The following is a 22,197-nucleotide window of genomic DNA, read 5'->3' on the forward strand; positions in this document are numbered from 1 at the left end:
CCTGCGCCGGCAAGCCAGCCCCCTTGCCCCCGAATCAGGCACGCAAATCCCTGTTGACGTGCGCTTGTGTTTGCCGCAACAATACTTGCCAAAGCAATTATTGAATCAGCAACAAATGCAGCCTTCTTCCCCCGCGCGGCGCCAACCCGTTTCTCCCCAGCAGGCCGAATTGCTGGGCAGCACCCTGTTCCTGCTGCGCAACGGCCTGTCCGAAGCGATAGAGAGGGAGCTGGCACGCGGCGACTCCGGCTTGCGCATGAGCCAGGTGCAGGTGCTGTTGCGCCTGGGCAATCACGACAGCCTGACTGCCGGAGAGCTTGCACGTGCCATCGGCCACGACCCCGGCGCCCTGACGCGTCTGGTGGACCAGTTGGTGAAAAAACAGCTGGTGGAGCGCCATCCGCATGAGACGGACCGCCGCGCGCTTCGGATCGCCCTGACTGCACGGGGCCGCGACACCTATCGCATGCTCTACGGCCTGCGCATGCAGGTGATGGAGCGCATGTTGCAGGACTTTGACGAGGATGAACGCTACCGGGTGATGGACTTCCTGCAGCGCATGCTGCAGGGCTTGCAGGCGCACCCGCCCAGTTCAGGCTGAGATGCCGCCGTGAAACGCCGCCCGGGCGCGCCTTCTGCCGGGCGGCAGTGCATGCAAGGCCTTCAGGCAGTACCGCCCTTGTCCCTTTTCCCCGTCTCATCATGACCCACTCTTCCAGCGCCCCTTCCGCAGCGACCATTCCCGATGCCGCAGCATCACCGCGACACATCCATCTCGACCCCGACCACAAGCCGCCCGGAACCAGACTCTCGCGCGAGCAGAAGCGCCGCCGCGCGTTGACGCTGCTCACGCTGTTCGTGCTGCTGGCCGCAGGTGCGGCCATCGCCTGGTATCTGCTGGTGGGCGAGTGGAACGAAAGCACGGATGACGCCTATGTCGCCGGCGACATGGCACAGATCAATAGTCAGATCCCCGGCACGCTGGTGAGCGTGAAGGTGCGCGATGGCGATAAGGTGCAGGCGGGCGACGTGCTGGCCGAACTGGACCCCACCGACACCGCCGTGGCGCTGGCGCAGGCCAAGTCTGCCCTGGCCAATGCCGTGCGGCAATCGCACGGGCTGTTCAACCAGGCCAACAGCGCACAGAGCGACCTCGCCGCACGCGCACAGGCCCTGTCGACGGCGCGCAGCGACTATGAACGCCGCGTGACGCTGGCCAGGACCGGCGCCGTTTCCAGCGAGGAAGTGGACCACGCCCGCCAGTCCCTGGAAGCCGCTCAGGCCGCCTACAACGCAGCCCGCCAGCAATATGACGCCCGCCGTGTGCTGGTGGCCGGCACCGAGCTGAGCACCCAGCCGGCCGTGGAAGTTGCCGCCGCACAGCTGCGCGCCGCCTACCTCAACAGCCGGCGCAACGCCATCCTGAGTCCGCTCGACGGCTATGTGGCGCGCCGCACGGCCCAGGTCGGCCAGCGCGTGCAGCCGGGCCAGGCAATGATGACCATCGTGCCGCTGCAGGATGTGTGGATCGACGCCAACTTCAAGGAAACCCAACTGCGCAAGATGCGCATCGGCCAGCCTGCCACCATCGAAACCGACCTGTACGGCAGCAAGGTGCGCTACACCGGCAAGGTCGCCAGCCTGGGCGTGGGCACCGGCAGCGTTTTCGCCCTGCTGCCGGCGCAGAATGCCACCGGCAACTGGATCAAGATCGTGCAGCGCATCCCCGTGCGCATCACGCTGGACCAGCCGCAGCAGCTGGAGCAACACCCGCTGCGGCTCGGCATGTCCACCACGGTGGAGGTGGACATTCACAACCAGAGCGGCCCGCTGCTGGCACAGCAGCCCGCCCCCGGCGCGGTCCAGACCACCGACGTTTACGCCCGCTACAACGCGCAGGCCGACGCCCTGATCGCCCAGGTGATTCAGGAGAACCGCCCCGGCACCGCCGGCAAAAAAGGCTGATCCGTGCCGGAAGCCACCACCCTGCCCGGGAAGGGCACATCGCCGCCCGCACCGCCGGCAGCCCTATCCGCGGCAGCCCGGGGCGATGCGCCCGCCTTCGTGCCGCGCAACTTCGGCCTGACGGTGTTCGCGCTGTGCCTGGCCACCTTCATGCAGGTGCTCGACACCACCATTGCCAACGTCTCGTTGCCGACCATTGCCGGCAACCTGGGGGTGAGCATGAGCCAGGGCACCTGGGTGATCACCTCGTTTGCCGTCTCCAACGCCATCTTCCTGCCACTGACGGGCTTTCTCACGCGCCGCTTTGGCGAGGTGCGCCTGTTCATCTGGGCCACCCTGCTGTTTTCGCTCGCGTCCTTCCTGTGCGGCATTGCCACCCACATGACGGAGCTGATCATCTTCCGTGCGCTGCAGGGCGCAGTAGCCGGGCCGATGTACCCCATCACGCAATCGCTGCTGTACTCGCTGTTCCCGCCCTCCAAACGCGGCATGGCCATGGCCATCCTGGCGATGGTGACCGTGGTGGCACCCATTGCCGGGCCGCTGCTGGGCGGCTGGATCACGGAAAGCTATTCCTGGGAATGGATTTTCATCATCAACGTTCCGATTGGTATTTTTTCCAGTTTTGTGGTTGCCTGGCAAATGCGATCCCGTGCAGCCAGCACCGAGCGCCCGAAGATCGACTATGTCGGGCTGCTCACGCTGGTGCTGGGCGTGGGCGCGCTGCAGCTGGTGCTCGATCTCGGCAATGAGCACGACTGGTTTGCCTCGGGCACCATCATCTGGCTCACCGCCTTGTCGGTAGTCAGCCTGCTCGTGTTCCTGATCTGGGAGCTGACGCAGGATGATCCCATCGTGGATCTGCGCCTGTTCCGCCACCGCAACTTCCGCAACGGCACGGCGGCGCTGGTAGTGGCCTATGCCGCCTTCTTTTCGATCGGCCTGCTGGTGCCGCTGTGGCTGCAGCGCACTGTCGGCTATACCAGCATCTGGGCGGGCATGGCGGCAGCGCCGATCGGCATTCTGCCCATCCTGCTGACGCCCTTCATCGGCAAATATGCCGTCAAGACCGACCTGCGTCTGCTCGCCACCGGCGCCTTCATCGTGATGTCGGTAACCTCCTTCATCCGCTCGGGCTTCTTCATCGGGATCGACTTCTTCCACATCGCGGCGGCGCAATTCCTGCTGGGCCTGGGAGTGGCACTGTTCTTCATGCCGATGATGACGATCCTGCTGTCCGACCTCACGCTGAAGGAAATTCCGGCCGGCTCCGGCCTGTCCACCTTCCTGCGCACGCTGGGCGGCAGTTTCTCGGCCAGCATCACGACCTACGTCTGGGAAAAACGCGCAGTGGTGCATCATGCACATCTGGCCGAGCACATTTCCCCGTCCAATCCGCAAGCCATGCAGACCCTCGAACAGCTGAGCCAGGCCAACGGCGGCGACCCCGCCCCCGGCCTCGCCCTGATCAACCAACTGATCACCCAGCAGGCCTACCAGATCTCGTTCAACGAGCTGTTCCATGTGCTTGGCTGGCTGTTCCTGCTGCTGATTCCGCTGGTCTGGATGACCAAGCCTCCCTTCAGCGCCAAGCACGGCGGTGGCGATGGCGGGCACTGACACTAAGATAGCGTCCTCATTCCAGCATCCGCTTTACCGCCCATGAGCCAGCCCCCTCTTTCCATCGCCGACGCCCTGCGCCAGGCGCAACTGCAGCAATTGCCCCGCCTGGATGCCCAGATGCTGCTACTGCATGTGCTCGGACAGTCGCCCCGCGATCGCGCCTGGCTGCTGGCGCATGACGACGATCTGCTGGATACGGCCACGCAGGCGCGCTGGGAGGCCCTGTGCCGGCGCCGCCTGGCCGGAGAGCCCATGGCCTATTTGCTCGGCCAGCGCGAGTTCTTTGGCCTGGAGCTGCAAGTGGACGCCCGCGTGCTCGACCCGCGCCCGGATACGGAAATTCTGGTGGAGTGGGCGCTGGAGCTGCTGCCTTCCCTGGCCTCCAGCCCCGCCATTGCCGATCTGGGCACCGGCAGCGGCGCCATTGCCTGCGCCATTGCCGCGCACGCCCCCGGCGCACAGGTTTTCGCCTCCGATGCCAGCAACGATGCCCTGGCGGTAGCACGCAGCAATGCGGAACAGCTGCAGCTTCCCGTGCAGTTTGCCCATGGCTGCTGGCTGCAGGCCTTCGCGCCTGCCACTCCGCGCTTCGACCTCATCGTGAGCAACCCGCCCTACATCCGCGCTGACGATCCGCATCTGCAGGCACTGATGCACGAGCCCCTGTCTGCCCTGGCCAGCGGCGCCGACGGGCTGGACGATATCCGCGCCATCATCGCGCAGGCCCCCGCCTGGCTCAAGCCGGGAGGCTGGCTGTTGCTCGAACATGGCTACGACCAGTCGGAAGCTGTACAGGCATTGTTGCGCCAGCAAGGATTTGCCGCTGTGCAATCACGCCAGGACCTGGCCAGTATTGCCCGCGGCACCGGCGGTCGCTGGGCTGCATCAAGCCCGCGGCTTGATCCAGAGCAGGCCAGCACCGTCTGAAGCCCCGCAACAAGCAAGGTCTGCCCCTCGCAGACGGAGAGATCGCCAGAATATCCCTGATAATTAACCGACTCGGGCCAGCCCATGCTTGGCTGCGCCCATCTCCGAACATCTGATTTCCCAGCGAATACACCATGAACGAAACCCAACAACGCATCGACACCCTGGTCAAAGGCAGCCCCATCGTGCTGTTCATGAAGGGCAACGCCAGCTTCCCCATGTGCGGCTTCTCCGGCCGTGCCATCCAGATCCTGAAGGCCTGCGGCGTCGACCCCAAGGCCGTGCAGACCGTGAACGTGCTGGAAGACGACGAAATCCGCCAGGGCATCAAGGACTACAGCAACTGGCCGACCATTCCCCAGCTCTACGTCAAGGGCGAATTCATCGGCGGCTCCGACATCATGATGGAGATGTACGAAAGCGGCGAGCTGCAACAGCTGCTGCAGGGCTGATCTGCCCATGCCGGGCCGCTTGCCCGGCTTCGTGGTGACCGCAGGGAGTGAGCGATGGCACAGGCGCATCGCCGCGGTCACCGGTGTCTGACCCAACGGGACCTTTATGAGTTTTACCCAGAGTCTTGTCATCCTGCTGGCCCTGATCGCGGCCTCCTCCTTCTTTTCCATGGCGGAAATCTCGCTGGCTGCTTCGCGCCGCGTCCGCCTGCGGCAAATGGCCGATGACGGAGACCCCCGCGCAGACACTGTCATGCATGTGCAGGAACAGCCTGGGTATTACTTCACCGCCGTCCAGATCGGGCAGAACGCCGTCGCCATCCTGGGCGGCATCGTGGGGGAAGGCAGTCTTTCCCCCTATATCGCCGATGCGCTGTACTGGATCAACAATCCCGTCGTGCTGCGCCACCTGAGCGCCGCCCTCTCCTTCATCGCGATCATCTCGGCCTTCATCCTGCTGTCCGACCTGCTGCCCAAGCGCATTGGCATGAGCCAGCCGGAAAAATTTGCCGTGCGCCTGATCCGCCCCATGCAGGCCTGCGTTGCGCTGCTCAAGCCCATCGTGTGGTTCTACAGCCGCATCACCGACTTGGTGCTGCGCGTATCGGGCATGCCGGCCCAGCGCGATGACCGCGTCACGCCCGACGACATCCTCTCGCTGGCCGAAGCCGGCGCACAATCGGGCCTGCTCGCACGCAACGAGCAGCGCGTGATCGAAAACGTGTTCGAGCTGGACAGCATCACCGTGGCCAGCGCCATGACCACGCGCGACCGCATCGCCTGGTTCAATGTCGACGACTCCGACACCATCATCCGCGTCCGCATCACCGAAGAGCCCTACTCCACCTACCCCGTGGTGCAGGATGACCTGGACCACGTGATCGGCTATGTGGATGCCAAGGACCTGTTCCAGCGTGCCCTCAAGAACGAAGCCATCGACCTGCACGACCCCGCCCTGCTGCACAAGGTGCTGGTGGTGCCCGCGCAGCTGACTCTGGCCGAAGTGCTGGAACAGTTCCGCCAGGTGCACGAAGACTTTGCAGTGGTGGTCAACGAATACAGCATGGTTGTCGGCGTGGTCACCCTCAACGATGTGATGAGCACGGTGATGGGCGATCTGGTGGCCATGGACGAAGAGGAAATGATCGTGCGCCGCGACGACAACTCGTGGCTGATCGATGGCATCACGCCCATTGGGGACGTGCAGCGCGCCCTGGGCATCGACACCCTGCCGGACGACGACAGCTACGAAACCCTGGCCGGCTTCCTGATGGTGATGCTGCGCCGCATTCCCAAGCGGACTGATACGGTCACGGTGGGGAATTTCACTTTTGAAGTGATGGACGTGGACAGCTACCGGATTGACCAGGTGATGGTGACGCGCACCACCCTGCAAGATAGCGTGTGAATCTGGTAGGCCGTACAGGACTTGAACCTGTGACCAAGGGATTATGAGTCCTCTATTTTGAGCCTTTGGAGCCTAGAGAAATCAAGCACTTACGACCTAAGTCGTTGATTTCACTCAATTTCCGTCTACCGCTACATACCGCTAGATGCCGTTGGCTACCTCTCTCTTGTAGCCTTTTCTGTAGCCTAGTAGCCTAGAGTTCGCTAAAATGATGTTTCCACACAACATCCCGACGAACTCTAGACACGAGGCACAGCAATTATGACAGGCAAGCCGACAACACGCATTGCTTTCAACAAGTCCAACCTGGACGCCATCCCCTACGCCGAGAGCGGTAAGCAGCTCACCTACTACGACACCAACAAGACAAACCTTGCTTTGCGTGTTGGAGCCTCAAGCAAGACATTCATCGTCTACACACGACCCAAGGGCAGCACTGCCCCCGTTCGTATCAGCTTGGGCAAGTATGGGGACATCACAATCAAGCATGCCTCAGACCTTGCAGCCAAAGAGCTTGCCAAGATAGCTGACGGCCACAACCCCGTTGAGGAAAAAAAGCAGGCCAAGATTGAGCAGGCTCACGCAAAGGCGGCTGACGAGGAAACATTTAAGTGGATGATGGACACCTACAAGGACGAACACATCACCCAATACAAAGGCGGCTCCAAAGGCACATTGCATAACATTGCAACGACTATGGACTACTTTGACGCAAAGACCGTCATGACCCTCAAAAAGAATGAGGACGGCACTTGGACCAATGACATTGAGGTTCAATTGTCATCGTGGCATGACCGCCCCTTTCGTTCAATCACACGTCAAGACGTGCTTGACCGTTTTGCAGTTTTGGAAAAAGCACGGCCTGCAAGAAATCAAAAGGTGCTTGCCCCCATTGTTCGCACAAATCAAATGTCGTTCAAGTTCGCAAGCTCTGCCTACAACTTTATTATTGCAAGAAACGAGTTGGACGTTAAAGAGGACTTGCGCAATCCCTTTGATGTGATGAGCATTCGCAAAAAATGGACAAAGACAAACAAGCGCACTCGCTTTGTTGATTTTGAACGGGCTGAATTTCCTAAGTGGTGGAAAGCAGTTGAAAGCTACGACTTTGAGCAAGGCATTGTTTCTGACTACTTGCTTTGTTCTCTTTTGCAGTCAGGCCGTTCAATTGATTTGGCACCGCTGCAATGGAAACATGTGGATATGGAGCTCAAGCGAATCCACTACATTGATACAAAGAACGGCGACGATTACACATACCCCATGACCCGCCGAGTTCATGAGATTTTTGAACGACGACTGAAACTGAACAAAGACACGGTGCATGTCTTTGACTATGCCGAGAGCAAGACCGGCCACATTCCACAAGATTGCCAATACCATTTCAAGCGAATTTCAGAAATGTCAGGCAAGCTTGTGAGCCACCATGATTTGAGGCGCACATGGGCAACGGCTGCACGCAAACTCAAGCTTGATGAGAGAAACATTGACTACTGCCTCAAGCACAAGAGAACAGACGTCAACGAACACTACTTTGTCAGGTATGAGTCAGAAATTTTGGAGACTCTGCAAACCGTGGAGGATTTCTTTTTGGAACTTGCAGCCGAAAAATTGAAAGCCCCCGTTGCAGAGAATTTCTTAGACAAACAATTTGCCGAGCGTCAGCGTAAGCATAAAAACAAAGAGAAAGAGGCAGTTGCATGACACCATCAGAACTGCAATACAAACTCAAAAGCTTGCCACCTAATACACCAATCACGGCAGAACAAATGATTGAGGTTTTAGGAGCTTTGGAAAAAACAAATGCCGAGTCTCAGATGCATGCATACAGCACTTGGGACAATGAGCAACTTATCAATCCTGAAATTTTGAGTCAATGGATTGGAGAAAGCACCAACAGGCTCAAGCAGTGGAGATTTGATGGAGTTGGCCCAAAGTTTGTATCAAAGGCCAAACATGTTTCATACAAAGTGGGAGATGTCCGAGATTGGTTAAACTCAAGGACAGTGCAATCAACAACCGAGGCAGACAAGAAAGGGCTTAAAGCATGACACCATCAGAGCTTGAATTCAAACTCAAGAGCCTGCCACCGAGTACCCCAATCACGGCAGAACACATCATTGCAATCCTTGGAGCTTTGCAAGCCCCTCAAGTTGTCTCAAACAATGCAGGGGCATACAGCACTTGGGACAATGACAAACTCATTGATACTGAAACCCTTGCCGATTGGATTGGAGAAATTCCCGAACGACTGAATAAATGGAGGGTGGACGGCAACGGCCCTCAATTTGTGAAAAACAAAAAGCATGTCAAGTATCGTGTCGGAGATGTGCGAGATTGGATTAAGGCAAGGACAGTCAAGAACACAACGCAAGCCGATAAACTCAGCTTTGTGAGCATGTTTGATGATTGCCTAGTTGCCCCAACGATTTACCACGACGAACAGCCCTATACACTTTTTGAGAGTATTGAGTTGTTTGGCAGGGACGACGAGACAAACATTACAGGCTTTGAGGTTCTTATCACAAACGACCCACTTGCCAAGTCATACTTGCAAGGGCAACTTGATGACCTTATCCAAAGCGACGATTTAAACAGGCAATTGAGCTACTTTATCAATGGGGTTGAGCAAGGAGGCACCCTAGCCCATTTGATAGCGAAAAACCCAGCACAAAGCCTCAATGAATACTTGCCCGAACTCTTAGAAAAAGGATTGAATTTTTCAAAAGAGGACGGACAAGGCATAACGGCGATTGCATACGGCAACCAGGACTTGAACAATTATTTGGACAAGAGAGCAATGATGCTCAAGTTTCAAAGCAAGTTCCCATCCAAGAACAACTGACAACTAAGGATTTTTTTATGTTTGGAAAAAAAGAACAGGCCACTCAAGACGAGGTTATGGGCCTCATGGGTTCTAAAAAGGTTGCAAGTCCTCAAGCAGAAAAGCCAGTGGACAGAGTTGCCGAATACAACAAGCAAGTTCATGCTGACAAAATTACAGACTCATTGATTGCAGAGGTCGGCACCTATCCTGAAAATGTTCTTGATGGAGCAAGAGCTCTTTATGCAAACTTAGTCAGAGCCTCAAACGAAACCGGCCAACCTGCCCCAAGAGGATTCATTGACAGTCTCAGCGACAACACGGCTGACACTGCGGTCATAGCCTCATACTTGTTCAAGCATTGGCATGCCGCAATCGTAGATAAGGGAGCCAATGACATTCCTGAGTTGCTTGACTCTTATGCCAAGCTCAACGATTACATCCAAGCGCAAAGCAAGGCTGAAATTCTCAGAGAGTTCACAGGCCATTATTTGAGAGTCATGGCAGTGAGCTACACCGGCTTTCTGGCAAAACAGGCACCAGACAGCAAAGAGGCAGTTCAACAAAAGCTCAAGGGCATAGAAAAGATGTGCAGGAAAATCCTGCTAATCAAGGACACGGCTGCAACCACTCAACAACCACAGCAAGCAGCCAAGGCAACCCCTACCCCTACTCAAGACTTTGCAGCAGCCGTGCAAGCTCATGGCACGACGATTGAGCAAGTCATGCAACAGTTGGGAGAGCAGGATGCCCCCAAGTTCTATGCGAAAGACAAAACTGCATTCCTCACACTTGCCAATGTGTTCTACCGTGGCTTAGTCAAAGTCAAGGCAGGCATGCAAGCAGGCACCGATGCAGACTTTGACATAGACATGAAAGCCCTTTTGGCAGTCATGAAAGAGTCGGCAGGCTTTGTCCCAAGTGAGGCAGCCGACAACCTCACAGCCGTTCTCAATGTCGTCCTGTCAGCCTTTGTGCATTGGGATACACGAGATCTTTCAGCAGGCGAACGTATGGCATTTGTTCAGATGGGCAAGCAAATGCTTGAAACCCTCAGAGAGAATGCTATCAAGACTTTGGTGGACGACTACCAAACGAAATTCAAAGATAAAGTTCCATCGGCCTTGACCTGGTTTGACACCTGCGGAATTGATACCCCTGAATTATTGGCAATCAAGTTATCGGCCAATAATTTCTTTAAAGAGGACTTGAACGGCGAATTTTTCCAAAGGCACCGCAACCAACTGCCTGACACAGCAGACACGGACTTTGGCAAAGCAATGTTTTATGCAGGCTTTGGCGTCATGCACATGGCAATGAATGGAGGTGCTGACCACCTTGCCCCTGTTATTGAGGGGTTCAATGAGATTGCTGATTGGATTTCCAAGCAACCGAATGCACAAGAGTTGTTTGAGTTCATGAGTGTTCCTTTCAGCATCATTGACAATACTGACGAAAAATTCAGAACAGAGTCATTCAATATGGCTTTTCTAAAGGCGACCACTTATGCAAAGGGCAGGTTTAGGGAAAGCAAAGGCGAGTCTTTTAAAGACCCGATGGCCGAGGCTCTTGCAGCAATGGATAAGCTGACTGAGGGACTTGCTCAAATGCCTGGTATTGACCCCAAGGACATTGAAAAACTAAGAGAGCTTGGTAAAAAGCGATAAGACAGGTTTGAATACCTTGCTTGGCATTGAAAGGGATGGATGGTTAAAAGCTATCCGTCCTTTTTCTTTTTGTGGGTTAATTGGCAATTAGTGGGGTTTATCTCATGTTATGGAATGCCTTATAAGTAAAAATCATTTGTTTGTCTTGGTTTCATACATGAGGGCGACAGTGTTCTTTGTTGTGAGAAAGACGCAGAGAAAAAAGATTGAAAAAAGTCTTTGATTGTTGTTGACGCACACAAAGGCCAAAGCTACAGTAGACCCATCAACACAAAACACCGATTCAAAGAAAGGGTTGTGTGTTGATACAAACCTCAACTCTTTCTTGATCAATCCTTTAGGAGAAACACTATGAACGCCGTTGCCAACGCTCCCACCACCGCCCCCGTCGCTGCTGCTGCCGCTGACCTGACCAAGCTGAACGCAACCCAACTGCGCGACCTGCTGACCGACCTGCGCAACCAGGAACTGGACCTCGATGACAAGGAACTGACTGCTAACCAAAAGCAGCAAGCCGCCGTCATCAAGCAAATCCGCGACCTCAAGGCCACCCGCACCGGCGAACTGAACAAGATTGCCGCCGCAATCAAGGCACAAGGTTTCACGGTTCAAGAACTGTTCGCTGACGAGGCATTCAGCCATTTCAGCGACGACGAAATCTCGACCGAGGCAAAGGCACGTGGCCTGACCACCGGCAAGGCTGCAAAGACCGCAACCGGCGAGGCCAAGCCCAAGCAAGAAAAGGTTGCCCGTGTTTTTGAATCGGACAAGAACCCGATTTTCATTGACATCCCCCGTGCAGCCGACGACCACCAACGGGTTACGGATGTGGTTATCCACCAAGGCCGCACCAACGAGTTCTACCAAGGCAAGCAAATCTTTGCCTCCATTGGCAAGCCTGCACAACGCCTCAAGGGCAAGGATGCAGCCGAAACCGAAAAGAACCTGACCAAGTTCATCGTCAAGGAGGCTGAGGCTTATGCCAAGACCGAGGCAGGCAAGGCAGAACTGAAAAAGATTGCCGAGTTCGTGTTCAACTATGTTGACCCCAAGGCCAAGGCTTAAACCCTAGCGCCCTCAAGGAAAGCCCCAAACTAGGGGCTTTCTCTTGTTCACAAAGTTTATAGGCTAGGGGTTGCTCTAGCCTATGTGCTTTGTACAGCACCAATTGCGAGGAATATAACAATGCCAGAAATTCAATTCAAGGGTAAAGAGTTTGTCTTTAACCATCACCTATCTGTTCCTTACCGCCCTCTTGTGCCTCATAAGGAAAAGTCTATTGGCGCAGGAAACATTAACGAGAATCTAGTTGTTCATGGAGACAACTTGCATGCACTCAAGGCACTAATGCCTATGTATGCAGGAAAGATTGACTGTATTTTCATTGACCCACCTTACAACACAGGCAATGAGGGATGGGCTTATAACGACAATGTTAATAGCCCCATGATTAAGGAATGGCTCAGTAGCAACCCCGTCAACAAAGACGACATGCTGAAACATGACAAGTGGCTTGCCATGATGTATCCACGGCTCAAGCTACTGCATGAACTCTTGGCAGAACATGGGTCTTTCTGGATGACACTGGACGACAACGAGGTTCACCGAGCACGCATGATGCTTGACGAAATCTTTGGAGAAAACAACTTTCTCGCTGATGTCTCATGGGAAAAAGCAGACAGCCCAAGAATGGATGTGGAGTTCTTTTCGTCAAGACAAGACCACATGCTTGTTTATGCAAAGAACCTTGAGCATGTTTGCTTTAATCGCATCCAAACAACAGACATTCCTCAGCACTACGACAAAGAGGACGATGGAGGTAGGAAATACTACCTCAAGCCTTTACGAGCTATGGGTGGACAGGGCGAGACAAGAGCAGCCCGACCAAACCTTTACTATGCAATGCAAGCTCCTGACGGCTCAGAGGTGTTCCCTGTTTTGACAGACGGAACCGATGGAGCATGGAGATGGGGCAAAGATAAGGCTGAGAAAGAAAAAGACCGTATTGAGTGGAAAGTTGGCAAAACGGGTTGGACCCCTTATTTCCGCATTTATGCAGATACATTGGACGGACGACCACCTGAGACAATTTTCTACAACTCTCAAGTAGGGAGTTCTCGCACATCCAAGCTTGAAATTAAGCAGTTGTTCCCAGAGGGATCACCCTTTGACACTCCTAAGCCTGTAGGTTTGCTTGACATGGTATTGCAGATTGCAACAGAGCCAGGCATGACCGTTCTTGACTCTTTCGCAGGTTCAGGAACCACAGCCCATGCAGTTCTTGCCATGAACAAGCGAGACAGCAAGAGTGACAGAAAATTCATTCTTGTTGAGTGTGAGCCTTATGCTGACACAACCACGGCTGAACGAGTCCGACGAGTCATCAAAGGTGTTCCCACATCCAAAGATAAGAATATTAAAACAGGAACAGGAGGCAGTTTCACATACTGCACTCTTGGAGAGCCTATTGATATTGATAAGATTTTGACAGGAGAAAACCTGCCCGATTATCAATCTATCGGCTCTTGGTTATTCCATACAGCCACAGGCGAGGCTTTGAATGTTAAAAACATCAAAGAAAAAGACTTTTTCCTTGGGGAAAGCAATGCCTATTGTGTTTGGTTGATTTACAAACCATCTCTTGAATTTTTGAAATCAAGGGATGCTGCACTTACTTTGTCTTTTGCAGAAAAGATTTCACAAAACAAGAACAAAAAGCATCTTGTTTTTGCTCCTGCAAAGTATGTGCCAAACAAAACATTATTGCCTCTTGGTGTTGAGTATGCACCATTGCCTTTTGCACTCTACCGAGTGGAGAAATAACAATGGAGTTTAAAGACTATCAAGATGATGTCTTGGTTAAACTTGATGCTTTCCTTGATGAGTTAAGAACTCAAAAAGAGAATGCTATTGAGGTTGAGGAACTGAAACTTGCCAATCCCAAGTTAAAGATACCTATTCCTGATTTTTGTGGAGATGCTTGGGAGCAGCAAGGGGCAAAAGGACTACTGCCAAAAATCCGCGAGAACATACCTTACAGCCCACGATTTGATGGAGTTGGCAGACAGGTTCCAAACCTCACACTCAAGATCCCGACAGGTGGAGGTAAGACCCTGCTTGCCGCAGCCTCAGTGAGCAAGGTTTATGGCCGCTACCTGAGCAGCAACACAGGCTTAGTGCTTTGGATAGTTCCCAATGAGGCTATCTACAGCCAAACCAAACGACAACTGGCGAACAGGGAGCATCCTTTCAGGCAGATTTTGGATAGAGCCTCAGCAGGCCGCACCAAAATTCTTGAGAAAGACGACCCACTCAACAAGCAAGACCTTGACACTCATCTTTGTGTCATGTTGCTCATGTTGCAGTCAGCGAACCGCGAGACTAAGGAGACTTTGAGGCTCTTTAGGGATCGTGGCAACGTGCACGGGTTCTTTCCCCTTGAGGACGATTTCCAAGCCCATTACAGCCTCTTGCAAGCCATTCCTAACCTGTCCTGCTACAACGGGCAGGACGGCGCACAAATGGGCTCAATCATTCATGACAGTCTTGGTAATGTCTTGCGACTTATCCGGCCAGTAGTGGTTATTGATGAGGGACACAAGGCATTTAGTCAGAAAGCCTTGGACACCGTTTATGGGTTCAATCCAAGCTTTGTGCTTGAGTTGTCTGCCACACCAAAGGACAAGCCCAAAGACACCCCACCGACCTACTCAAATTGGCTTGTGGACGTGCGAGGTTCAGACCTAGCAAAAGAGGAAATGATTAAGCTGCCAATCAACCTGAAAGTAAAAGCAGGCGACGATTGGCGAGACTGCTTGAGGGAGAGCCTTGAACACCTGAACAAGTTGCAGGCTGATGCAGACAAGCTCTTGAGCAACACAGCAACCTACATCCGACCAATCTTGCTTGTGCAGGTTGAGAGAACAGGCAAAGACCAACGAGAGGCAGGCTTTATCCATTCGGAGGACGCCAAGGAGTTCTTGCTTACAGCAGGACTCACGGAGAGGGAAATTGCAATCAAGACCTCTGAGATTAACGACCTCAAGACACCTGAAAATCAAGACCTCTTAAGCCCCACCAATGCAATCAGAGTCATCATCACAAAGCAGGCATTGCAGGAGGGATGGGACTGCCCCTTTGCCTATGTGCTTTGCTCCTTGTCGGCCAGCTCCAACCTATCGGCAATGACTCAGCTTGTAGGACGCATTTTGAGGCAACCGTATGCAGTGAAAACCAATGCCGAGGCATTGGATCAATGCTATGTGTTTTGTCATCATGCGAGCACGAAAGAGGTAGTTGCAGGTATCAAGGACAGCCTTGAGAAAGACGGCATGGCTGACCTGGTGCAAGAAATCCGAGAGTCCGATGGCTCAGGAAAGAAAACCAATGCAGCAAGGAAAGTGGCACGTAGAAAAGGCTTTGAAAAGGTCCAAATCTACATGCCCGTTGTCAATGTTGTAGAGGGGGAGACAATTAGACCACTCAACTATGAGCATGACATTCTCATGGATGTGGAATGGAGCCAGATTGACATTCAGCCCTTGATTGATTCTATCCCTGAGAACATCACCCTTATCAAGTCTCAAATGACTCAGATAACGGTAAGCGATGGAGAGGACGGCGAATTCTTTAAGACAGCCAAAGCAAAGGCGATTGATGAACTCTCTTTGTTTGACCCTGTTTATGCGACAAGGATTGTTTCTGACATTGTGCCGAACCCTTGGGTTGCACGTGGCTTGATTGCAGAGATTATCAAGGGCTTGCAAAAGCGAGGCTTTGATGAGAACAAGATTGGCTTGCTCTCAAGTTTCATTCTTGAGGAATTGCGAAAGTATCTTGTTGCTCAGAGAGACAACTTGGCCGAGGAAATCTTTATCAGCAAGGTTGCAGCCGAGGACATCCAATTCCGACTGAGGACGGACACACACAATTGGGTTATGCCCGAACACATGTGGACTGACCTTGCCGAGAACTCGGAGAAACTGACCCGTAGCAATGGCGACATTGTAGAAAAGAGCATCTTTGCTCCTGCCTACAAGCTTGAGTTCAACAATGACGAACAAGACTTTGCTTGCTACCTTGACGAACATAAAGCTCTTGTTTGGTGGCACAGGAACGTTGCCAAATCAGGTCAATACTTTGTTCAAGGATGGCGTAAGAACAAGGTCTATCCCGACTTTATCTTTGCAGTGAATGACAAGCGTGTTGTGGTCATAGAAACCAAGGGCGACCAGTTAGACGGCAACCTTGACACCAAGTACAAGAAAAAGCTGCTGCAAACGATCAATGACAATTTCAAGGTTGAGAGAGTCAAGAAAGCAGGAGAGCTTGAGCTTGTGTTTGACGACAGCACAACCGTATCTTGCGACATGCTCTTAATGAGTGAGTGGAAAACCAAAGTCCACGACTTTCTACCAAAATAATCTAAGCCCCTATCAAGGGGCTTTTTTATACCTCATCAAAAAGGTCATCAATGATTTTCTCAACCTTTTCTCTCACACATGACCTTGCATTGATTTCAGCCTTTGACCTGCCGAGGGTTCTTTTCAAGTAGAACAACTGATTGCTAATTTCTTTCAGCTTGAACTCAAGCCTATCTATTCTCTTGGATAAAGCCTTTTGGTCAGCTACCCATTTTGGGCGATCATAAAACCAGTGCTTTTGCGCCTGGTCAAGCTCAACCTTTGCAGCGAGCTCCTTTGTCTGAGCAGACTTGAGCATCTTGCCAAGAATGCCAACGAACTGCTTTATTTCCTCATCACTCATTACCTCAATTTCTTTGTCGTCATAGTTATTCATAAAGATTCCTCTTGCTTTTTCTAGTTATACAAAAACACAAGCAAAAATCAATACCTTGCGGAAATAAAAAAAGCCCCGATTAAGGGGCTTTCTTGTTTCTATCACTCTTACTCTTTGAACTTGTCTAAGTGTTTAGACATGATTGCATCAGGAGTGATTTGTTGAGCTTGTGGCAACTTGGCATTGCTCTTGAACTCAGTATTGATTGCAGTGCTTGCAGCAGTCAAATCTTTCACGTATCCGCTTGGATTGACCTCTTTAGCTGACTGTCTTGCAGTCTCATAGGTATCAAGAGCTTTATTGAATGCTGGACCACTACTTGCGCCGCCTGCATAATTTCTCATAGCAGTTAAAGCACCACCACCATAGTTTTGTCTGATTGTGGACTCTCTTGCATGAGTCATTAAATCAGTATGGGTAAGCTTGTCGTATTTAGGATTAGAGCTCATTTCCTCTAAGTTCTTTTCATACTGACCAGCCATCGCAGGATTGACAGCTTTCAAGTCGGCTATGTTTGCTTTGTGATTAGCTTGCATTGCCATTGCTGATTGACTTTGAGCAGCCTTTCCTTTCAATGTGCCTTGCAACATGTTCATGACCTCTTGTTGACCTTGGCCCATGCCCTTTTTGGTCATTGCTTTCTCAGACAATTTATTGCTTGCATTCTTTTTCATTTCAGCAAATCCATTCATTGCATTTGTGCCTTGCTGATTTCCTAAGTTCAAGCCTGCTGCAACCATGTGACTATGATCACCACCGCCACCCATTGATTTAGCATACTCGCCTAAAGTATGAGAACCGCCACCAATCCATTGCATTAATTGGTCAGGAATAATATGAACGATTTCAAATAATTTCTTGACGATAGTCCACATAGCCACACAATACATTAAAGGTGCAGCGACTAAACCAACCAACCAAATGAATAAGCCACTATCTTGCTGAGATACAAGAAATGCATCTGCAAAAACTTTGTTTATGAACTGACCAAAGATTTGCATTGAAAGCAATGCAGCAATCAAGCCGAATACTGACAAGACAGGACGGAACATGATGCCCATGATTAAGTTATAGCCATTGCCGCCTTTACCTGTTAAATCATCACCACTTGGATGTAAGTGCATAACCGCCCAAATACTTGCAGCTATCACGGCCTCAATCACTTGTATAAACCAACCAATCAATATAGAAATCCAAATCAAAGCAGGCATGAAAGGAATGACATAGGAAAGAGTCACCCCAATGATTGCAAGAGGAATCACACCCATGAACATAGCTGAGGCTATCGCCATACCGACACCAGGCGCATTGCCGATGGTTGCAAGAGCAGCCATACAGCCAGCAAAGCCAGTCGCAGCAATTCCAAGACTTGTATTGCCTAAGCGTTTCAATGCAATCAATGGGTGTTCGCCGTCTTGAATTGCAAAGTTCATGCTTGAGGTAAAGGCTTTCTTGACGACCACAGTAGGGTCAAGATTTTTCACTGCTGATTTGACGGTTTGCCACCAAGAGGTATTTGAGCCGCCATCCTCATTGCCCATGCCCATGCCGGTTATGTTTGCACCACCTTTTTGCATTGTGTCCATGACAGCAGGGAACACGTCAGCATAGTCAGCCAAAGCATTTGCAGACTCAGTAGATGGGCCTGTTGCAGTTGGAACAGCAGCAAGAGAGCGTTGAACCAAGTCCATCATGTTTGAAAGCTTGACGAACCAAAAGCCTGCACCACCCCAACCGTCTTGACTTGCATTTTTAGACAAGTCGCTGAACGCCTCAGAGTTTGTAATCATTGCCGCAGCACCTTGAGCTACATTGCTTTGATATGTGTTGATTGCCACAGTGATTGCAGCAGGGTCAGCCGCTTTTCCTGTTGAAAAGATTTGAGCCGCGATAGGGGTAAGACTTGCTACCAATCCTGCATATTGAGACTCTTGAGCATTGATGATTTTTTGAGCATTAGCAAAGCCTGCAATGAAATTGGTAAAGCCATTAGCAGTTTGCACAGGGGTAGTCATCTTTGTGAAAACGACAGAGCCGCAGCTATCTTTCTTTAAGCCGGTTGTTTCGTTCTTGTCTCCAAAATAGTAAGTCTTAGAAATCAAGCCGTCCTCTACAGTCATACCCGCAGAGATGTTGCCTCTTGCTATAGCGTCGCCTGGACCTGACTGAGCTTTTGCAACAGCAGCCATACAAACACCAATGTTCAAGGTTGTATAAGCCAATTGTTTTGCATCAGGGTTTTGAATAGAGATTGCTGCAATGTTTGTGAGATTTTGAGAGTCAACAAACTTTGTCCAAACGGCGTCAGCCATACCTACAGACTGCATGACAAGCCACATGACAAGTTGCTGCATGACGTTGTAGCCACCACCAATGACAGGCAATATCACAGCAGTGCCAACGGCATATCTAATCGGAATCCATACAGAGGAAAATTTCTTTCCAAGCATTTCCCCGTCATGGGCAGTTCCCAATGTTCCTGCCAACAAGGTATAGGTAGCCAAGATGCCACCAACGATAAGAATTGCACCATTGAATACAGCCATTGCGCCTGAGACTGCATCGGCTCCACCTGAGCCGGTCAAACCAGGAAAGACAGCATTGAGTAATTTGACTGAAACATCATCAGCCACAGGGGTAAATAAATCTGCCGCCTGAGCTTGCCCCATAAGCATGAGCATCATTAAAAATAGAAATCGCATAGCACACCTCCTTTATTGTTGTTTTTTTCGTGTCTATGATTTGGTTATACAAAATAGAAAAAAGAAATCAATAGCAGACAACAAAAAAGCCCCTGTATTTCTACAGAGGCTCTTTTCAACAACGGAGGCTATAAATCGTTAGACCTAAACCACACAATAATTTTTTACCACGCCAAAATCAAAAGTCAACGATCCACAGAAAAGAAAAAGCCCCGTGGGAAATCGGGGCTTATCTCAGATAAAGGAGTATCATAACTAAATCATTAACTTACATCATTCCTTTTAGCAAAACAAAAGCATTTGTCAATAGCTCAAATGAAAAAAGCCCCACTCATGGGGCTTTCTTTTTTTCCATTGCTCTTAGATTGCTTTGATTTCAGCCTTTGAGCCGTCAGTTGTTATCTCTACATTTTGCCCTTGGAAAAAGCTTTGAGACTCAACATTGATATTGACGATACGGCCATCGGGCATGAGAACAGAAAGCTCTTGCATGGGAACAGGCACAGTCTTTTGACCGACTTGTGAGCCTACAGCAGCCCCACCAACGACCCCAAGGATGGTTGCAAGGGTTCTGCCGTTGCCCTTGCCTACTTGGTTGCCAAGAACCCCACCAGCTACACCACCGATAGCAGCACCGCCAAGATTAGGTTCTTTCTTGAAACCTTGATAAGTGCGAACGGCTTGGATTTGTCCAACCACCGTTACTTGTTCTTTTTGTTTGACACTTGCGCAGCCAAACAAAGAAACAGAAATCATGAGAATTGCCAAAGTCTTTTTCATATCTACCCCATTAGTTGTTGATGACTAATACTAGCGTAGACAAAAAAGAAAACAAGGCCCCTTATAAATTCTCTACGAACAAAGCAACGTCAGAACCAAAGCTATCAGCAACAGCCTCATGAATTCCCGCTTTCAAAAATGCAGGAGCATTCATCAAAGCTTTGTCCCTACTTTCATTTGCAATCTGAACAAGAGCAATGAATGCAAGCACATAGCTTGGATTTGTGAGATTGAACACAGGCTTATCTATGAATGCAGAGTTGCCCGTCAACTTGGCAACCATTCCATAGACAAAAGACTTGAGGATGTTTTCCTCTCCCGCCTTGAGCTTGTCCTTGCGATATTGAGCAGCCAAGGGGTTATCTGACCTTGTGAGCAGTTCAGCAAGAGACAGCCACCCAACGAGCTCCATCTTGTGAGGTGCATTTGGGTTGTATCGGACAGAGCTTTCAGGCGACACCCACAAAGGCCGAGGCAAGACAACCTCAAGCAGAGCTTTCAGCCTCTCAGAGTCGCCCATAGAGGCCACAGGACGCCGCCCAACGGTCATCCAAGGCTCAGGCTCCACTACGGCATTGAGCAGGTCATTCACGACCCGAGCACAGACAGCCATATCCCCCTCTAGAACCGCCCACAGGGGCAAGCCCCCAGGTCCATAGAGCCACAGAGCCGCACTACCAGGCAGAGCCTTGTCAACGAGCTTGACAGTGGTTTCCTGCGGATTGGCCTTGCCTGCTTTGTATTGGCCCCATGACTGGACAGATCCCACCAGGTCAAGAGCCTCATGCAGTTCAGCAAGGCTTTTGTATCCCCCGTGTTCTAGCAAGTAGGCAATCCAAGTTGCCCCTCTTATTTCATTGACCGTTTCCATACGCCAAATCATAGCACTTGTCAACAATTATAGACAAGCATTTGATTTGGCGAGTTATTTCTTTGTTTTTGAAACAATACAAATATCAACAACAAACAAAGGAATTGATATGAAACAGAAATTTAACCAAAGCCCCAATGAATTGCGAGAGCGCTTTAAACGCTATCTTGATTTTCTGACCATTCAATATGAATGGCTTAAAGATTTCAATGTGGACCTCAAGCCCTCAATCATTGGAAATCTTTTATTTATCACATTTCAGAACACCAACACCAAAGAGCTTTGCGTCAGTGTGATTGAGGCAACCATGAAAGAAACACAGACGTTCAATAGCAATCTCTTTGACGAACACATTCAACCATACATCTAATAAAAGGAGGCAACAACATGGACAGTAAAACAAAACTCTTTAACTCAATGCAACGGGTTATGAATGACATGGTTTTCCATGACGAGAACATTAAACCCATTGCTTTCATTGAGGTTGCACGATTGCTTGCAGAAATCGGACAAGAGCAAGTTGAGCCTGAGCTTTTGGAGACAACAAGCTCTTACAGCGACTTGACCCTTGGAGATTCTATGTTCCAAGCAATCCACCATGAAAACCAAATCTTGATTTCAACAAGGCACTACAACCATGAGCCAAAGATTTCATTGATTAAGAACACCAAGGAAAGCTTGTTCCATGCGTTGCTTGGCTACCTCTACTTTTTCAGCAACCAACCAAAGGAGGCAGCATGAAATACACAGCTTTGATTGAACGATGGAAAAAAGAGACTTGTGAGATTACGGTTGAAAGCGACAACCCTGACGATGCAGAACAGCAAGCAGTTGCCCTTTACTTTGGAGGACACCTTGAATTTGAGACGCAACACGTCAAGGACGAGCAGATTGTTATTTATGACGAGGACAGCCGTGCTCAAAGTCTTTGCTCACTTAAACCCGCAAAGGAAAACTTTGCATGAAAACATACCTTGTCCCAATCATTATGAAAACCGAGACAAGGGGACATATTTCAATTGTGGCCGAGAGCATGGAACAAGCAAAAGCAGTCAAGCTTTCACAAGAACAGATTGCTCTTGTTTTTCAAAGCCACTTTGTAAATACCATTTCCTACGATTTTGAAACCAATATAAATAACCAAAACTATTGACTTTCAATTTCTATTTAATAATATAA

21 protein-coding genes are annotated in these 22,197 nt (G+C 51.0%); 17 read left to right on the forward strand and 4 right to left on the reverse strand.

Features of this window, described 5'->3' with window-relative positions; genetic code table 11:
• Positions 1-115: 115 nt before the first annotated feature.
• From ACX36O_RS07270 to ACX36O_RS07330, 13 genes are all read left to right on the forward strand, one after another.
• The gene (locus tag ACX36O_RS07270) at positions 116-601 is read left to right on the forward strand and encodes a MarR family winged helix-turn-helix transcriptional regulator (RefSeq protein WP_213360794.1); all 486 of its coding nucleotides are present in this window, start codon (positions 116-118) and stop codon (positions 599-601) included.
• A gap of 101 nt (positions 602-702) precedes the next feature.
• On the forward strand, positions 703-1,965 hold the full coding sequence (locus ACX36O_RS07275) for an HlyD family efflux transporter periplasmic adaptor subunit (protein WP_371698763.1): 1,263 nt from the start codon (positions 703-705) through the stop codon (positions 1,963-1,965).
• A 3-nt stretch (positions 1,966-1,968) separates the two neighbouring features.
• Positions 1,969-3,585: a DHA2 family efflux MFS transporter permease subunit gene (locus ACX36O_RS07280; RefSeq protein WP_371686667.1), complete on the forward strand. Its 1,617-nt coding sequence runs from the start codon at positions 1,969-1,971 to the stop codon at positions 3,583-3,585.
• Positions 3,586-3,627: 42 nt separating this feature from the next.
• A complete protein-coding gene (prmC, locus tag ACX36O_RS07285) occupies positions 3,628-4,515 on the forward strand; it encodes a peptide chain release factor N(5)-glutamine methyltransferase (RefSeq protein ID WP_371686666.1) in 888 nt (295 codons plus the stop codon).
• A 134-nt stretch (positions 4,516-4,649) separates the two neighbouring features.
• On the forward strand, positions 4,650-4,967 hold the full coding sequence (gene grxD, locus ACX36O_RS07290; protein WP_213360798.1) for a Grx4 family monothiol glutaredoxin: 318 nt from the start codon (positions 4,650-4,652) through the stop codon (positions 4,965-4,967).
• Between the two features lie 106 nt (positions 4,968-5,073).
• Positions 5,074-6,375, forward strand: a complete 1,302-nt coding sequence (gene paeA, locus ACX36O_RS07295) for a polyamine export protein PaeA (protein WP_488359562.1) — start codon at positions 5,074-5,076, stop codon at positions 6,373-6,375.
• A gap of 261 nt (positions 6,376-6,636) precedes the next feature.
• On the forward strand, positions 6,637-8,079 hold the full coding sequence (locus ACX36O_RS07300) for a tyrosine-type recombinase/integrase (RefSeq protein ID WP_488359563.1): 1,443 nt from the start codon (positions 6,637-6,639) through the stop codon (positions 8,077-8,079).
• Complete coding sequence (locus ACX36O_RS07305; RefSeq protein WP_488359564.1) at positions 8,076-8,426, forward strand: hypothetical protein; 351 nt, start codon at positions 8,076-8,078, stop codon at positions 8,424-8,426. The genes ACX36O_RS07300 and ACX36O_RS07305 overlap by 4 nt, the downstream gene beginning before the upstream one ends.
• Entirely contained in the window at positions 8,423-9,220 is a 798-nt protein-coding gene (locus ACX36O_RS07310) for a hypothetical protein (RefSeq protein ID WP_488359565.1), read from the forward strand. Before ACX36O_RS07305 ends, ACX36O_RS07310 begins: the two co-directional genes overlap by 4 nt.
• A gap of 17 nt (positions 9,221-9,237) precedes the next feature.
• Entirely contained in the window at positions 9,238-10,866 is a 1,629-nt protein-coding gene (locus tag ACX36O_RS07315) for a hypothetical protein (protein ID WP_488359566.1), read from the forward strand.
• Between the two features lie 351 nt (positions 10,867-11,217).
• A complete protein-coding gene (locus tag ACX36O_RS07320) occupies positions 11,218-11,931 on the forward strand; it encodes a hypothetical protein (protein ID WP_488359567.1) in 714 nt (237 codons plus the stop codon).
• A 120-nt stretch (positions 11,932-12,051) separates the two neighbouring features.
• Complete coding sequence (locus ACX36O_RS07325) at positions 12,052-13,689, forward strand: site-specific DNA-methyltransferase (protein ID WP_488359568.1); 1,638 nt, start codon at positions 12,052-12,054, stop codon at positions 13,687-13,689.
• Between the two features lie 2 nt (positions 13,690-13,691).
• Complete coding sequence (locus ACX36O_RS07330) at positions 13,692-16,289, forward strand: DEAD/DEAH box helicase (protein WP_241170321.1); 2,598 nt, start codon at positions 13,692-13,694, stop codon at positions 16,287-16,289.
• A 25-nt stretch (positions 16,290-16,314) separates the two neighbouring features.
• Here ACX36O_RS07330 and ACX36O_RS07335 read toward each other — a convergent pair whose 3' ends face one another.
• The 4 genes from ACX36O_RS07335 to ACX36O_RS07350 all read right to left on the reverse strand — a co-directional run bounded on the left by ACX36O_RS07335 (position 16,315) and on the right by ACX36O_RS07350 (position 21,018).
• Entirely contained in the window at positions 16,315-16,665 is a 351-nt protein-coding gene (locus tag ACX36O_RS07335) for a hypothetical protein (protein ID WP_488359569.1), read from the reverse strand.
• 107 nt (positions 16,666-16,772) lie between these two features.
• Entirely contained in the window at positions 16,773-19,367 is a 2,595-nt protein-coding gene (locus ACX36O_RS07340) for a DotA/TraY family protein (RefSeq protein WP_488359570.1), read from the reverse strand.
• Between the two features lie 360 nt (positions 19,368-19,727).
• Positions 19,728-20,147: a glycine zipper 2TM domain-containing protein gene (locus ACX36O_RS07345; RefSeq protein ID WP_488359571.1), complete on the reverse strand. Its 420-nt coding sequence runs from the start codon at positions 20,145-20,147 to the stop codon at positions 19,728-19,730.
• Positions 20,148-20,208: 61 nt separating this feature from the next.
• Complete coding sequence (locus tag ACX36O_RS07350; protein ID WP_488359572.1) at positions 20,209-21,018, reverse strand: hypothetical protein; 810 nt, start codon at positions 21,016-21,018, stop codon at positions 20,209-20,211.
• Between the two features lie 109 nt (positions 21,019-21,127).
• Here ACX36O_RS07350 and ACX36O_RS07355 point away from each other — a divergent pair, with 109 nt between their 5' ends.
• From ACX36O_RS07355 to ACX36O_RS07370, 4 genes are read left to right on the forward strand one after another with little or no spacing between them, the layout of a single operon-like run.
• Positions 21,128-21,388 carry a hypothetical protein gene (locus ACX36O_RS07355; RefSeq protein WP_488359573.1) on the forward strand — a complete coding sequence of 87 codons (261 nt, stop codon included), beginning with the start codon at positions 21,128-21,130 and terminating at the stop codon, positions 21,386-21,388.
• Positions 21,389-21,405: 17 nt separating this feature from the next.
• Positions 21,406-21,759, forward strand: coding sequence for a hypothetical protein (locus tag ACX36O_RS07360; protein WP_488359574.1), 354 nt, complete (start codon positions 21,406-21,408; stop codon positions 21,757-21,759).
• Positions 21,756-21,983: a hypothetical protein gene (locus ACX36O_RS07365; RefSeq protein WP_488359575.1), complete on the forward strand. Its 228-nt coding sequence runs from the start codon at positions 21,756-21,758 to the stop codon at positions 21,981-21,983. Before ACX36O_RS07360 ends, ACX36O_RS07365 begins: the two co-directional genes overlap by 4 nt.
• The gene (locus ACX36O_RS07370; protein ID WP_241170336.1) at positions 21,980-22,171 is read left to right on the forward strand and encodes a hypothetical protein; all 192 of its coding nucleotides are present in this window, start codon (positions 21,980-21,982) and stop codon (positions 22,169-22,171) included. The genes ACX36O_RS07365 and ACX36O_RS07370 overlap by 4 nt, the downstream gene beginning before the upstream one ends.
• Positions 22,172-22,197: the final 26 nt, after the last annotated feature.

The sequence above is a fragment of the Brachymonas sp. KE5 genome, assembly GCF_057773645.1.

Bases quoted from the DNA above. Each gene is read 5' to 3' on its own strand.
- ACX36O_RS07270 (WP_213360794.1), top strand. From the start codon at position 116: ATGCAGCCTTCTTCCCCCGCGCGGCGCCAACCCGTTTCTCCCCAGCAG.
- ACX36O_RS07275 (WP_371698763.1), top strand. From the start codon at position 703: ATGACCCACTCTTCCAGCGCCCCTTCCGCAGCGACCATTCCCGATGCC.
- prmC (WP_371686666.1), top strand. From the start codon at position 3,628: ATGAGCCAGCCCCCTCTTTCCATCGCCGACGCCCTGCGCCAGGCGCAA.
- grxD (WP_213360798.1), top strand. From the start codon at position 4,650: ATGAACGAAACCCAACAACGCATCGACACCCTGGTCAAAGGCAGCCCC.
- paeA (WP_488359562.1), top strand. From the start codon at position 5,074: ATGAGTTTTACCCAGAGTCTTGTCATCCTGCTGGCCCTGATCGCGGCC.
- ACX36O_RS07300 (WP_488359563.1), top strand. From the start codon at position 6,637: ATGACAGGCAAGCCGACAACACGCATTGCTTTCAACAAGTCCAACCTG.
- ACX36O_RS07305 (WP_488359564.1), top strand. From the start codon at position 8,076: ATGACACCATCAGAACTGCAATACAAACTCAAAAGCTTGCCACCTAAT.
- ACX36O_RS07310 (WP_488359565.1), top strand. From the start codon at position 8,423: ATGACACCATCAGAGCTTGAATTCAAACTCAAGAGCCTGCCACCGAGT.
- ACX36O_RS07315 (WP_488359566.1), top strand. From the start codon at position 9,238: ATGTTTGGAAAAAAAGAACAGGCCACTCAAGACGAGGTTATGGGCCTC.
- ACX36O_RS07320 (WP_488359567.1), top strand. From the start codon at position 11,218: ATGAACGCCGTTGCCAACGCTCCCACCACCGCCCCCGTCGCTGCTGCT.
- ACX36O_RS07325 (WP_488359568.1), top strand. From the start codon at position 12,052: ATGCCAGAAATTCAATTCAAGGGTAAAGAGTTTGTCTTTAACCATCAC.
- ACX36O_RS07330 (WP_241170321.1), top strand. From the start codon at position 13,692: ATGGAGTTTAAAGACTATCAAGATGATGTCTTGGTTAAACTTGATGCT.
- ACX36O_RS07335 (WP_488359569.1), bottom strand. From the start codon at position 16,665: ATGAATAACTATGACGACAAAGAAATTGAGGTAATGAGTGATGAGGAA.
- ACX36O_RS07340 (WP_488359570.1), bottom strand. From the start codon at position 19,367: ATGCGATTTCTATTTTTAATGATGCTCATGCTTATGGGGCAAGCTCAG.
- ACX36O_RS07345 (WP_488359571.1), bottom strand. From the start codon at position 20,147: ATGAAAAAGACTTTGGCAATTCTCATGATTTCTGTTTCTTTGTTTGGC.
- ACX36O_RS07350 (WP_488359572.1), bottom strand. From the start codon at position 21,018: ATGGAAACGGTCAATGAAATAAGAGGGGCAACTTGGATTGCCTACTTG.
- ACX36O_RS07355 (WP_488359573.1), top strand. From the start codon at position 21,128: ATGAAACAGAAATTTAACCAAAGCCCCAATGAATTGCGAGAGCGCTTT.
- ACX36O_RS07360 (WP_488359574.1), top strand. From the start codon at position 21,406: ATGGACAGTAAAACAAAACTCTTTAACTCAATGCAACGGGTTATGAAT.
- ACX36O_RS07365 (WP_488359575.1), top strand. From the start codon at position 21,756: ATGAAATACACAGCTTTGATTGAACGATGGAAAAAAGAGACTTGTGAG.
- ACX36O_RS07370 (WP_241170336.1), top strand. From the start codon at position 21,980: ATGAAAACATACCTTGTCCCAATCATTATGAAAACCGAGACAAGGGGA.